The 13,654-nt window shown below is 70.3% G+C and carries 10 protein-coding genes; 8 read left to right on the top strand and 2 right to left on the bottom strand.

All coding sequences use genetic code 11. The features are described from left to right. Positions 1-39: 39 nt before the first annotated feature. Positions 40-2,094, bottom strand: a complete 2,055-nt coding sequence (locus FFT10_RS15430) for a molybdopterin-containing oxidoreductase family protein (protein WP_137733735.1) — start codon at positions 2,092-2,094, stop codon at positions 40-42. 146 nt (positions 2,095-2,240) lie between these two features. On the opposite strand from FFT10_RS15430, the gene FFT10_RS15435 reads away from it, so the two are divergent. Genes FFT10_RS15435 through FFT10_RS15445 form a run of 3 tightly spaced genes read left to right on the top strand, consistent with a single transcriptional unit; the run spans position 2,241 to position 5,288 of the window. Next, the gene (locus FFT10_RS15435; protein WP_137733736.1) at positions 2,241-3,434 is read left to right on the top strand and encodes a M20 aminoacylase family protein; all 1,194 of its coding nucleotides are present in this window, start codon (positions 2,241-2,243) and stop codon (positions 3,432-3,434) included. A gap of 9 nt (positions 3,435-3,443) precedes the next feature. Continuing rightward, positions 3,444-4,535, top strand: a complete 1,092-nt coding sequence (locus FFT10_RS15440; protein WP_137733737.1) for a M14 family metallopeptidase — start codon at positions 3,444-3,446, stop codon at positions 4,533-4,535. Between the two features lie 18 nt (positions 4,536-4,553). Continuing rightward, positions 4,554-5,288, top strand: a complete 735-nt coding sequence (locus FFT10_RS15445) for a helix-turn-helix transcriptional regulator (protein WP_137733738.1) — start codon at positions 4,554-4,556, stop codon at positions 5,286-5,288. Here FFT10_RS15445 and FFT10_RS15450 read toward each other — a convergent pair. Further along, on the bottom strand, positions 5,272-6,375 hold the full coding sequence (locus FFT10_RS15450) for a Rieske 2Fe-2S domain-containing protein (protein ID WP_137733739.1): 1,104 nt from the start codon (positions 6,373-6,375) through the stop codon (positions 5,272-5,274). The genes FFT10_RS15445 and FFT10_RS15450 overlap by 17 nt on opposite strands. Positions 6,376-6,825: 450 nt before the next feature. Between FFT10_RS15450 and FFT10_RS15455 the strand changes: the two genes are divergently transcribed. The 5 genes from FFT10_RS15455 (at position 6,826) to FFT10_RS15475 (ending at position 13,631) form a co-directional block, all read left to right on the top strand. Continuing rightward, a complete protein-coding gene (locus FFT10_RS15455) occupies positions 6,826-8,196 on the top strand; it encodes an NAD(P)-dependent oxidoreductase (protein WP_373282532.1) in 1,371 nt (456 codons plus the stop codon). A gap of 17 nt (positions 8,197-8,213) precedes the next feature. Further along, on the top strand, positions 8,214-9,527 hold the full coding sequence (gene preA / locus FFT10_RS15460) for an NAD-dependent dihydropyrimidine dehydrogenase subunit PreA (protein ID WP_137733741.1): 1,314 nt from the start codon (positions 8,214-8,216) through the stop codon (positions 9,525-9,527). Positions 9,528-9,579: 52 nt separating this feature from the next. After that, entirely contained in the window at positions 9,580-11,022 is a 1,443-nt protein-coding gene (gene hydA / locus FFT10_RS15465) for a dihydropyrimidinase (protein WP_137733742.1), read from the top strand. A gap of 20 nt (positions 11,023-11,042) precedes the next feature. Next, complete coding sequence (locus tag FFT10_RS15470) at positions 11,043-12,311, top strand: Zn-dependent hydrolase (protein ID WP_137733773.1); 1,269 nt, start codon at positions 11,043-11,045, stop codon at positions 12,309-12,311. 180 nt (positions 12,312-12,491) lie between these two features. After that, entirely contained in the window at positions 12,492-13,631 is a 1,140-nt protein-coding gene (locus FFT10_RS15475) for an ABC transporter substrate-binding protein (RefSeq protein ID WP_137733743.1), read from the top strand. Positions 13,632-13,654: the final 23 nt, after the last annotated feature.

Raw genomic sequence — 13,654 nt, forward strand, 5'->3', positions numbered from 1 at the left:
GCCGCACCGAGGCGCACGCTGTCCGCAACCCGGGCGTCATCAGGCCGGCGCCACCTCGACCAGGCAGTCGTAGAAGGTGGGGGCGCGGCCGATGTCGGTCAGGCGCTGGCTGGTCAGCTCGTTGACGTTGGTGCCGTCCACGCCCAGCTTGCGCCACCACACGCCCAGGCCGTTGACCACGCCGGGCCGTGCCCGGCTGCCCACCGCCGCCTTGCAGCGGTAGCTGCCGCGGTCGTTGAACACCCGCACCAGCTGGCCGTCGGCGATGCCGCGGGCGGCGGCATCGTCGGGGTGCATTTCGACCAGCGGTTCACCCTCGATGCTGCGCAAGCTGGTGACGTTGACGAAGGTGCTGTTGAGGAAATGCCGCGCCGGCGGCGAGATCATCGCCAGCGGGAAGCGCCGGGCCAGTTCGGGCGACGAGCTGCGGCTTTCGTAGGGGGGCACGTAGTCGGGCACGCCCAGGCCGGGCGCATCGACGATGGCCTTGCCGTGGGGCGTGTGGAAGCCGCCATCGGCAAACGGCAGCGCGGGCAGCGGCAGCTTGACCCAGCCCTGGCTGCTGAGCCGGTCGAAGTCCAGCGACGGCACGGCCTGGCGGGCCAGGGCCTCGTCGCTGTCCTGCAGGCACGGGTCGGTCAGACCCATCTTGGCGGCCAGGCGGCGGAAGATCTCGGTGTTGGGCAGGGCCTGGCCCAGCGGCGGCACCGCGGGGTGGTTGATCAGCACATAGGTGTGGCCGTAGCTGGTGTGCACGTCCAGGTGCTCCAGCTGGGTGGTGGCGGGCAGCACGTAGTCGGCATGGTCGGCGGTGTCGGTGAGGAAGTGCTCCAGCACCACGGTGAACAGGTCGGCGCGCTGGAAGCCGGCCACCACCTTCTGGGAATCCGGCGCCACCGCCACCGGGTTGCTGTTGTAGACCACCACCGCCTCGACCTTCGGGCCGAAGGTGGGTGAAGCGTCGCGCAGCAGGTCGTCGCCGATGGTGCTCATGTTGATGGTGCGTGGGCGCTTTCCCCCCAGCAGATCGGGCCGCTGCAGCGCCGCCGCATCCACCGCGCCGCGGAACCAGTGCGAGGCCGACAGCAGCAGGCCGCCGCCACGCTGGCGCCAGGCGCCGGTCAGGCAGGGCAGCAGCGCGATCAACCGCACCGCATTGCCGCCGCCGCGGCAGCGCTGCATGCCGTAGTTCAGGCGGATGGCCGCCGGGCGGGTGGTGGCGTAGGCGCGGGCCAGGTGGCGCACTGCATCGGCGGTGATGCCGCAGACCTGGGCCACCCGCTCGGGCGGCCATTCCAGGGCCTTGGGCCGCAGCTTGTCGAAGCCGTCGACATGGCGGGCGATGTAATCCTCGTCGAGCCAGCCGTGGGTGATCAGCTCGTGCATCAGGCCCAGGGCCAGGGCGCCGTCGGTGCCCGGCTGGATGGCCAAGTGCTGGTGGCACTTCTCGGCTGTCTCGGTGCGGCGGGGGTCGATGCAGACCAGGGTGGCGCCGTTGCGCTTGGCCTGCTGGGCGAAGGTCCAGAAATGCAGGTTGCTGGCGATCGAGTTGCTGCCCCAGATGAGGATCAGCTGCGCCTGGGCGTAGTCCTCCAGGTGCATGCCGATCTTGCCGCCGTAGGTGGCCACCAGCGCCTCGCCACCGGCGTTGGCGCAGATCGTGCGGTCCAGCAGGCTGGCACCCAGGGTGTGGAAGAAGCGGGCGGCGATGCTCTCGCCCTGCAGCAGGCCCATGGTGCCGGCATAGCTGTAGGGCAGGATGGCCTCGGGGTTGCGCGCGGCGATGGCACCCAGCCGGCTGGCGATGTCGGTCAGCGCGTCATCCCAGCTGACCGGCGTGAACTGGCCGCTGCCCTTGGGGCCGGTGCGCTTCAGTGGCGTCAGCACCCGCTCGGGGTGGTAGGTGCGCTCGGGGTAGCGCGAGACCTTGGTGCACAGCGCGCCGTGGGTGGGGGGATGGTCGGGGTCGCCCGCCACCTTGATCACCCGGCCGCCCTGCACGCTGACCTTCAGCGCGCAGGTGTCCGGGCAGTCGTGCGGGCAGGCGCCGCGCACGGTGGTGATCGGGGCGTCGGTGGCGGCTTCGGTGTTCATCCGGCCACTATTGCACAAGGCGCGGGGCGGCTGCACGGCCCGCCACGGCCGCGCCGCGGGTTTGCCCCAGGCCCTTGCCCTGCGGGCTGTGCGGGGCACAGGCGGGCCGCTAGACTGGCCCGCTTCCACAGCCTGCCGGACACACCATGCGCCTGATCGAATCCATCCTGGCCGATGCGGCCGCCATCACCACGCTGCGACGCGACATCCACGCCCATCCGGAGCTGTGCTTCCAGGAGCAGCGCACGTCGGACGTGATCGCCAAGGCGCTGACCGACTGGGGCATCCCGGTGCACCGCGGCCTGGGCAAGACCGGCGTGGTGGGCATCGTCAAGAACGGCACGTCGAACCGCGCGGTGGGCCTGCGAGCCGACATCGACGCGCTGCCGATGCAGGAGGGCAACACCTTCGCCCATGCCAGCAAGCACGCCGGCAAGATGCACGCCTGCGGCCACGACGGCCACACCGCGATGCTGCTGGCGGCGGCCAAGCACCTGTCCCGCCACCGCAACTTCGACGGCACGGTGTACCTGGTGTTCCAGCCGGCCGAGGAAGGCGGCGGCGGCGCGCGCGAGATGATCAAGGACGGGCTGTTCAACCTGTTCCCGATGGAGGCGATGTTCGGCGCCCACAACTGGCCGGGCATGGCGGTGGGCCAGTTCGCGCTGAAGAGCGGCCCCTGCTACGCCAGCAGCAACGAGTTCAAGATCATCCTCAAGGGCAAGGGCGCGCATGGCGCCATGCCGCACCTGGGCGTGGACCCGGTGCCCGCCGCCGCGGCACTGGTGCAGGGATTCCAGACCATCATCTCGCGCAACATGAAGCCGATCGACACCGGCGTGATCTCGGTGACGATGATCCACACCGGCGAGGCCACCAACGTGATCCCCGAATCCTGCGAGATGCAGGGCACGGTGCGCACCTTCACCACCGAGCTGCTCGACATGATCGAGACGCGGATGAAGGCCATGGCCGAGGCCACCGCGGCGGCCTACGACTGCAGCTGCGAATTCCAGTTCCACCGCAACTACCCGCCCACCATCAACCACCCGGCCGAGACGGCCTTTGCCGAGAAGGTGCTGGGCGAGGTGGTGGGTGCCGAGAACGTGCTGCCCTTCGAGCCCACGATGGGCGCCGAGGACTTCAGCTACTACCTGCTGGAGAAGCCGGGCTGCTACTTCATGATCGGCAACGGCGACGGCGCCCACCGCGAGGGCGGCCACGGCCTGGGCCCGTGCATGCTGCACAACCCGGCCTACGACTTCAACGACGACCTGATCCCGCTGGGCGCCACCGCCTGGGTGCGCATCGCAGAACAGTGGCTGGCCACGCCGCGCTGAAGGGGCCCGATGTCGACCGCGAACTTCTCGCAGACCTACGCCGAGGCACGGGCCAAGTTCCTGGCTGCGGCCGAAGCGGCGGGGCTGGACAGCCAGGCCCACATCCACCCGCTGCTGGGCCGCGAAGGTGAAACTCTGGCGCTGGACGTGGTGCGCGACGGCCCGGCCGATGCCCGGGCGGTGCTTCTGGTCAGCTCGGCCTGCCACGGGGTGGAGGGCTACTGCGGCTCGGGCGTGCAGACCACACTGCTGCAGGATGCCGCGCTGCGCCGTGCCGCCCGGGCCAGCGGTGTGGCCATCCTCTACCTGCATGCGCTGAACCCGCACGGCTTCTCCTGGTGGCGGCGCACCACGCATGAGAACGTCGACCTGAACCGCAACTTCCAGGATTTCAGCCAGCCGCTGCCGCGCAACACGGCCTACGACGCCATCGCCCATCTGCTGGTACCGGCCGAGTGGCCACCCACGCCGGCGGTGCAGCAGGCCACGCAGGCCTGGATCGCCAGCCACGGCCTGCCGGCCTGGCAGGCGGCGGTGTCGGGCGGCCAGTACCACCACCCCGAGGGCCTGTTCTACGGCGGCCACAACCCGACCTGGAGCCACCAGGCGGTGCGGCAGGTGCTGCGCGACCATGGGCAGCGCTGCGCCCGCCTGGCCTGGATCGACCTGCACACCGGCCTGGGCCCCAGCGGTGTGGGCGAGCGCATCTTTGCCGGCGGCGACGACGCCGTGGCCATCGCCCGCGCCCGCGCCTGGTGGGGCGGGCCGGTTGGTCAGGCCATCACCTCCATCTACGACGGCAGTTCCACCTCGGCCGTGCTGACGGGCCTGATGTGGGAGGCCGGCCCGCAGGAATGCCCGCAGGCCGAGCACACCGGCATCGCGCTGGAGTACGGCACCGTGCCGATCACCCAGGTGCTGGATGCGCTGCGCGCCGACCAGTGGGCCGAGAACCACCCCGAGCTGCCGGCCGACCAACGCCAGCGCATCCGCCAGCAGGTGCGCGACGCCTTCTACACCAACACCGACGCCTGGAAGCAGCAGGTGCTGGCGCAGGGCGTGGAAGCGGCCCACCAGGCGGTGGCCGGCCTGGCCGGCTGACAGCCACACCCGCCGGCCATGCACACCCTGGCGGCAACCAACTCCGACGGCGGCTGGCCGGCGCTGGTTGGCCAGATCGGCGGCCAGGGCTTCTGGCGTGAGGTGCTGTCGTTGTGCAGCAGCCTGGCCGGCGCCAGCGCCGTCTCGCTGCTGCGCTGGTCGCCAGGCCAGACGCCCGTGCTGCTGGCCGCGGCCAGCCGGCAGGGCGATGCCGCGCAGGTGGCCGGCCAGCGCTACCTGGCCGGCCAGCACCACCGGCTGGACCTCCAGCTGCACGCGCCCGCCCTGGCGCCGGGCCAGCTGGGTTTGTGCAGCCAGCAGGCCGACCAGCTGCCCAGCGCCCAATGGCGGCACGACTGCTATGCCACCGTGGGCCTGGCCAGCCGCCTGTCGCTGCTGATGCCCGACAGCGACGCAGGCTGCACCGTGTTCAGCGCTTACAGGCCGGTGCAGGTGCGCGACAGCGATGACGCTGCGCTGGCCCGGCTGGGTGACCAGGCGGCGCTGCTGGCGGCGGCGCTGCAGCGCCATCTGGCCCTGACGGCCGTGAAGCCGGTGGATCCACTCCACGCCCTGTCGGTGCGCGAGCGCCAGGTGGTCGACGCCATCCTGGCCGGCCACAGCGCCAAGCAGGCCGGCCGGACCCTGGGCCTGAGCCCGACCAGCGTGGCCACCTACCGGCAGCGGGCCTTCACCAAGCTGGGCGTGCGGCGGCAGGTCGAGCTGTTCGGCCTGCTCAGCCGGCGCGGCTGAGCGCCTCGGCCTCGGCCTGGCGCTTCAGCCAGCGCCGCATGGCCAGCGACGCCTTGTCGGCATGGAAGCTGATCTCGGGCTGGCGCGCCGGGTAGCCGGCCAGCAGCGTCTCGATCGCCTCCAGCCCGTCCACGTCCTCCTGGAAGGCCTGCAGCAGCTGCTGGTGCATGAAGCGGGTGATCTCGGCATCGTCCAGCGCGAAGTTGCGGGCGTGCTGGATGAAGTAGTGGGTGCGGGTGGCACTCTCAGGCGTGACCAGGTGGGCAGTGCGGATGGCGCGTGCGGGCTGGGCGTCTTCCGGCAAGGCGCAGGCGTAGAACTTCACCGCCACCACATGCAGCGCGGGCGACAGGAAGCTGGAGCTGACCACCCGCGCCGCGTCCACGCCGCCCAGGCCGGTGGGCACGGCCCACAGCGGTGGCAGCCGGGTGGGCGACACGGTGCGGTGCAGGCTGAAGCGGCCGGCGGCTTCGTCCAGCACCGTCTCGAACGGTGCGCTGGCGTAGTCGGGCGTGCCGAAGCTGTTGGCATGCAGGAAGCTCAGGTGCGTCAGGTCCAGCAGGTTCTCGTGCAGGCGCACATGGCTGGCGCGCAGGTGCAGGCGCTCGGTGGACGATGCCCAGCCGGCGTCGGACATCCAGGGCTGGGCAGGCAGCAGGGCAGGATCGGCCAGCGCCGGATCACCAGGCCAGATCCACAGCAGCGCGCCGGTCTCGATCAGCGGAAAGCTGCGCACCACCGCACCGGGCGGCACCTGGGCCTGCGACGGCACGCGGGTGCAGCGGCCGTCGGCGCCGTAGCAGGCGCCGTGGTAGCCGCAGACCAGGTTGTCGCCGACCACCTGCCCGCGTGAGAGCGGGAACGAGCGGTGGGCGCAGCGGTCTTCCAGCGCCACCGCGCGGCCGTCCTCGCGGCGGTAGAGCACCACCGGGATGTCGACCAGCCGGCGCGCCAGCGGTTGGCGTGACACCTCCGGGGCCAGCGCGGCCACGTACCAGGCATTGCGCAGCAGGGGCGTGGTCTCATCGGCCAGGTCAGCCTGGGCGCGCTGGGCGGCTTGGCGAATGCGGTCGGGCATGGCAGACATCGATGGCTCCTGATCAACAACGAACGAGAGCTTGTGGGTTGGCGATTGGGTTGTCTGTCCTGTCGCAGCAGGACACGCCAAAGTGCGGCTCAGCGTCGGGCTGGTTGGGGCTCGAAGCGGTCGCTGTGTTTGAGCGATCGCGCCGGGCCGGGAGGCCCTGCGCTCAGGCACGACCGAGGCGTTCATCCTCATGCTGAAGATGGTGAACCGACAACTTCCGCAACGAGCCCCAAGCCGCCCAAGGTGCAGCGCCTCACCAAGCCTGTGCCGCACAACACCACCATGCACCGGTGGCGTGCAAGGCAGGGCGGCGAGACGGCGCGCGCGGGGGTTTGTCCGGGGTCGATGGCTGGCACGGTGGTTGCGTAAGATCCGGGCAAATCCTGACCAAACGGTCAGCTTCCAGGTGAATCCAGGCCACCCATCCGCCTGGTGTTGCAGGAGATGCGTGTGCCCCCGCCCACCACCACCGATGCCGGCCCCGACATCCGGCCCGCCCGGCTGGCCGCCGAGCAGTACGCCCAGCACTTTGCCGACGCCGCCCCGCGGCTGACGCGGACCCAGGCGCTGGTCGAGGCCGAACGCTGCCTGTACTGCTACGACGCCCCCTGCGCCACCGCCTGCCCCACCGGCATCGACGTGCCCAGCTTCATCAAGCGCATCGCCGATGACAACCTGCGCGGTGCCGCCAAGGCCATCCTGGAGGCCAACCCGCTGGGCGGCACCTGCGCCCGCGTCTGCCCGACCGAGGTGCTGTGCGAGCAGGTCTGCGTGCGCACCACCCAGCAAGGCAAGCCGGTGGAGATCGGCAAGCTGCAGCGCTATGCGGTGGATGCGGTGATGGACCAGCCGATCAGCGCCCTCTTCCCGCGCGCCACGCCCACCGGCAAGACGGTGGCCGTGGTCGGTGCCGGGCCGGCCGGCATCGCCTGCGCCGTGGGCCTGGCGCGGCTGGGCCACAGCGTGGTGCTGCACGACGCCCAGGCCAAGGGCGGTGGCCTCAATGAGTACGGCCTGGCCAGCTACAAGGTGGCCGGCCAGTTCGCGCAACGTGAGCTGGACTGGCTGCTGGGCATCGGCGGCATCACGCTGAAGACCGGCTGGAAGCTGCAGACCGCCGCCCAGCTGCAGGCGCTGCGCGACGGCCATGCCGCCGTCTACCTGGCCGTGGGCCTGGCCGGCACCCAGGCGCTGCGCGTGCCGGGTGAAGACCTGGACGGCGTGCGCGATGCGGTCGACTTCATCGCCGAGCTGCGCCAGGCGGCCGACCCATCCACCCTGCCGATCGGCCGCCGCGTGGTGGTGATCGGCGGCGGCATGACCGCGGTGGACGCGGCGGTGCAGAGCAAGCTGCTGGGTGCCGAGCAGGTGCACATGGTCTACCGCCGCGGCCCGGCCACCATGGGCGCCAGCCATGCCGAGCAGGAGTGGGCGCAGACGCATGGCATCAGCATCCACCACTGGCTGGTGCCCGAGGCGCTGCTGCCCGGCAGCGGCGCAGCTGCCGGCCATGTGGCCGCCGTGCGCTTCGAGCGCCAGGTGCTGATGGAAGGCCAGCTGCAGCCCACCGGGCTGCACGAGACCCTGGCCGCCGACATGGTGCTCAAGGCCATCGGCCAGAAGCTCGACAGCAGCCTGCTGGCCGACTGCGGCCTGACATTGCGTGACGGCCGCGTGGTGGCCGACGACGACGGCCGCACCGGCGTGGCCGGCCTGTATGCCGGCGGCGACTGCCGGCTGGGCGGGCGCGACCTGACGGTGGAAGCGGTGGAGGACGGCAAGCGCGCCGCCCTGGCCATCCATTCGCAACTGATCGCTTGAAGCGGAGCACACACACCATGGCCGATCTGCGCACCACCTTTGCCGGCATCTCCAGCCCCAACCCCTTCTGGCTGGCCAGCGCGCCGCCGACCGACAAGGCCTACAACGTGCACCGCGCCTTCGAGGCCGGCTGGGGCGGCGTGGTCTGGAAGACGCTGGGCGAGGACGGGCCGCCCATCGTCAACGTCAGCGGCCCGCGCTACGGCGCCCTGCTCACGCCCGACCGCAAGCTGCTGGGCTTCAACAACATCGAGCTGATCACCGACCGGCCGCTGCAGCTGAACCTGGACGAGATCCGCGCCGTCAAGCGCGCCTGGCCCGACCGGGCGCTGGTGGTCAGCATCATGGTGCCGTGCACCGAGAGCGCCTGGAAGGCCATCCTGCCGATGGTCGAGGACACCGGCTGCGACGGCATCGAGCTCAACTTCGGCTGCCCGCACGGCATGAGCGAGCGCGGCATGGGCGCCGCAGTCGGCCAGGTGCCCGAGTACATCGAGATGGTCACCGCCTGGTGCAAGCAGTACAGCAAGCTGCCGGTGATCGTGAAGCTGACGCCCAACATCACCGACATCCGCCAGCCCGCCGCCGCCGCCAAGCGCGGCGGTGCCGACGCGGTGAGCCTGATCAACACCATCACCTCGATCATGGGCGTCGACCCCGACACCCTGACGATGACGCCGGCCACCGGCGGCTACGGATCCCACGGCGGCTACTGCGGCCCGGCCGTCAAGCCCATCGCACTGAACATGGTCTCGCAGATCGGCCGCGCGCCCGAGACAGCGGGGATGCCGATCAGCGGCATCGGCGGCGTGGGCAGCTGGCGCGACGCGCTGGACTACATCGCCCTGGGCGCCGGCAATGTGCAGGTGTGCACCGCGGCCATGGTCTACGGCTTCAAGATCGTGCAGGACATGGCCGACGGCCTGTCGAACTGGATGGACGACAAGGGCTTCACGTCCATCGAGCAGTTCCGCGGCCGCGCCCTGCCCACGGTGACGGAGTGGCAGCACCTGAACCTGCGCGCCGTCAGCAAGGCGGTGATCGACCAGGACAGCTGCATCCAGTGTGGCCGCTGCCACATCGCCTGCGAGGACACCTCGCACCAGGCCATCACCGCGGTCAAGGACGGCAAGCGCCACTTCGAGGTGCTGGAGAACGAATGCGTGGGCTGCAACCTGTGCGTCACCGTCTGCCCGGTGCCCGAGTGCATCACCCTGCGCACGCTGGCACCCGGCGAGGTGGACGCCCGCACCGGCGAGACGGTGAGCGCCACCCCGGCCAACTGGACGACGCATCCGAACAACCCGATGCGCAAGCCGGTCCCGGCTTGACCGGCGCGCCGCGCCGCGCAACCATCGCCCGATTCCCCGAGCTGGAGACCGCATGAAACCCCTGCTGATCCGTGGCGGCACCGTCGTCAATGCCGACCGTGAATTCCGCGCCGACGTGCTGTGCGAAGGCGGCCGCATCACCGCCGTGGGCACCGACCTGGCCACGCCCGCCGGCTGCGAGACGCTGGATGCCGGCGGCCGCTACGTCATCCCCGGCGGCATCGACCCGCACACCCACATGCAGCTGCCCTTCATGGGCACCGTCACGCGGGACGACTTCTACAGCGGCACCGCCGCAGCCATGGCCGGCGGCACCACGACGATCATCGACTTCGTGATCCCCGACCCGCAGGAGCCGCTGATCGACGCCTACCGCAAGTGGCGCGGCTGGGCCGAGAAGTCGGCCGGCGACTACAGCTTCCACGTCGCCGTCACCTGGTGGAGCGACAGCGTGCACCGCGACATGGGCACGCTGGTGACCGAGGAGGGCGTGAACAGCTTCAAGCACTTCATGGCCTACAAGAACGCCATCATGTGCGACGACGAGACGCTGGTGAACAGCTTCCGCCGTGCGCTGGAGCTGGGCGCCATGCCCACGGTGCATGCCGAGAATGGCGAGCTGGTCTACCTGCTGCAGGCCGAGATGAAGGCCAAGGGCATCTTCGGGCCCGAGGGCCACCCGCTGTCCCGCCCGCCGGCGGTGGAAGCCGAGGCCGCCCAGCGCGCCATCGCGATTGCCGATGTGCTGAACGTGCCGATCTACGTGGTGCATGTGTCGTGTGCCGAAAGCGCCGCCGCGATTGCCGCCGCACGCGCGCGTGGCCAGCGGGTCTACGGCGAGGTGCTCGCCGGCCACCTGGTGCTGGACGACAGCGTGTACCGGAACCCCAGCTTCGAATACGCCGCCGGCCATGTGATGAGCCCGCCCTTCCGCCCCAAGGGCCATGGCGACATGCTGTGGCGCGGCCTGCAGGCCGGCAGCCTGCACACCACCGCCACCGACCACTGCACCTTCTGCGCCGAGCAGAAGGCCGCTGGCAAGGCCGACTTCAGCCTGATCCCCAACGGCTGCGGCGGCGTGGAAGAACGCATGGCCGTGCTGTGGCACGAGGGCGTGAACGGCGGCAAGCTGACGCCCAGCGAGTTCGTCGCCGTCACCTCGGCCAACGCTGCCAGGCTGTTCAACGTCTACCCGAAGAAGGGCTGCATCGCCCCCGGCGCCGATGCCGATGTGGTGCTGTGGGACCCCAAGGCCACGCAGACGCTGTCGGTCAAGACCCAGCACAGCCTGGGCGACTTCAACATCTTCGAGGGCCGCACGGTGCAGGGCCGGGCCACCCACACGCTGAGCCGTGGCAGCCTGGTGTGGGCCGACGGCGACCTGCGCGCGGTGCGCGGCGCCGGCCAGTACATCAAGCGGCCGCCATTCGCGCCGCAGTTCGCGCCGCTGGCGCGCAAGGCCGAGCTGGAACAGCCGGTTCCCGTCGCCCGCTGAAGAAGGAGCACGCCATGGACATGAAGACCACCCCCCTTCCGGAGAAGATCGCCGGCCTGCGTGTCAACGGCCAGCGGCTGTGGGACAGCCTGATGGAACTGGCCCAGATCGGCGCCACCGCCAAGGGCGGCGTCTGCCGCCTGACGCTGACCGACCTGGACAAGCAGGGCCGCGACCTGGTCAGCCGCTGGGCCAGGGAGGCCGGCATGACCATCACCATCGACAAGATCGGCAACGGCTTCCTGCGCCGGCCGGGCCGCAACAACAGCCTGCCGCCGGTGATGACCGGCAGCCACATCGACACCCAGCCCACCGGCGGCAAGTTCGACGGCAACTACGGCGTGCTGGCCGGCATCGAGGTGGTGCGCACGCTGAACGACGCCGGCATCGAGACCGAGGCGCCGATCGAGGTGGCCTGGTGGACCAACGAGGAAGGCTCGCGCTTCGTGCCGGTGATGATGGGCTCGGGCGTGTTCGCCAAGGCCTTCACGCTGGATCACGCCTACGCCGCGACGGACACCGAGGGCAAGACGGTGAAGGGCGAACTGGAACGCATCGGCTACATCGGCGACGAAGAGCCCGGTGACCACCCGATCGGCAGCTACTTCGAGACCCACATCGAGCAGGGCCCGGTGCTGGAGGACAACGCCAAGACCATCGGCGTGGTGACCGGCGTGCTGGGCATCCGCTGGTACGACTGCGTGGTCACCGGCATGGAGGCGCATGCCGGTCCCACGCCGATGGCGCTGCGCAAGGATGCGCTGCAGGTGGCCGCCAGGCTGATGCAGGAGGTGGTGGCCTGCGCCCACCGCCACCCGCCGCACGGGCGCGGCACGGTGGGCATGGTCAACGTGCACCCGAACAGCCGCAACGTCATCCCCGGCCGGGTGAAGTTCAGCATCGACCTGCGCAATGCCAGCGACGCGCTGTGCGACGCGATGGATGCCGACATCCGCTCAGTGGCCGCGAAGCTCAGCGCCGAGAGCGGCCTGCCGATCGAGATCACGCCGGTCAGCGCCTACCCGGCCCAGCCCTTCCATGCCGATTGCGTGGAGGCGGTGGGCCGCGCGGCCGAGAAGCTGGGCTACAGCCACATGCAGGCCGTCAGCGGCGCCGGGCATGACGCCGTCTACATGGCCCGGCTGGCGCCGGCCGGCATGATCTTCATCCCCTGCAAGGACGGCATCAGCCACAACGAGATCGAGGACGCCAAGCCCGAACACATCGAAGCCGGCTGCAACGTCCTGTTGCACGCGATGCTCGAACGCGCCGGCGTTGTGCGTGACTGAGCTGACACTGTCAAGAACTCCTGACAGACCAGATTGAGAACTCCATCGGACGCCCGCATCAAGCGGTGCGTCCAACGGGCCGACAACCAGCGTAGCGACGGCCCACCTGCAGGTGGTCGCGCCTTGACGCAAAGCAAGCCCGTGGATGGTCCCGGGCGGTCCACCCCGACGGAGTTCTCGATGCGCACGCCCTTCATCCCCACCTTGGTCGGCCTCGGTCTGGCCGTTCTTCTGCAACCTGCCCTCGCCACCGACGGCCTCAGCGCCACCGAGGTGAAGATCGGCATGGTCAATGTGCAGACCGGTCCCGCGTCCGGCCTGGGCAAGGGCATGCGCCAGGGCGCCGAGGCGGTGTTCAAGGCCGTCAATGGCAAGGGTGGCGTCAACGGCCGGCAGATCAACCTGCTGGTCGGCGACGACGGCTACGAGCCGGACAAGGCCATCGACGAGACGCTGAAGATGATCGAGCAGCAGAAGGTGTTCTCGCTGTTCGGCTACGTGGGCACGCCCACGGCCAATGCGGTGCTGCCGATCGTCAAGGAGATGGATGTGCCGCTGGTGGGCGCCTTCACCGGCGCGATGAGCCTGCGCCAGCCGGTGACGCCGCAGGTGTTCAACGTGCGTGCCAGCTACGACGACGAGGCCGAGACCCTGGTGGCCCACTTCATCGCCAAGGGCGCCAAGAGCGTGGCGGTGTTCTACCAGGACGACGGCTTCGGCAGCGCGGTGCTGTCGGGCACCGAGAAGGCGCTGAAGAAGCGCAGCATGGCCATTGCCGCCAAGGGCAGCTTCCAGCGCAACACCCTGGCCATCAAGACCGGCCTGGCCGCGATGCTGGACGCCAAGCCCGATGCGGTGGTGATGGTGGGCACCTATGCGCCGCTGGCCGCCTTCATCCGCGAAGCCCGCGCCGCCGGCCTGAAGTCGCAGCTGGCCACGGTCAGCTTCGTGGGCACAGACAACCTGGTCAGCGATGTCGGCACCGCCGGCGACGGCGTGGTGATCAGCCAGGTGGTGCCGTTCCCCGACGACAACGACCTGCCCATCCAGCGTGAATGCCGCGAGGCCCTGGCCGCCAACGGCGGCGGCAAGCTGGGCTTCGTCAACTTCGAGGGCTGCATCACCGCCAAGGTGATGGTGGCCGCGCTGGAGCGCGCCGGTGCCCAGCCCGAGCGCGCCGGCCTCGTGAAGGCGCTGCAGGGCATGCAGGGCCACGACCTGGGCGGCCTGAAGCTGAGCTTTGCCGCCAACAACCACCAGGCCCTGTCCGACGTGTTCCTGACCCAGATCCAGGGCGGCAAGATCACCAAGCTGCGCTGATCCGCACGTCCATTGCCGAGCCC

This window comes from Pseudaquabacterium pictum, assembly GCF_005403045.1.
Taxonomy (GTDB): domain Bacteria; phylum Pseudomonadota; class Gammaproteobacteria; order Burkholderiales; family Burkholderiaceae_C; genus Pseudaquabacterium; species Pseudaquabacterium pictum.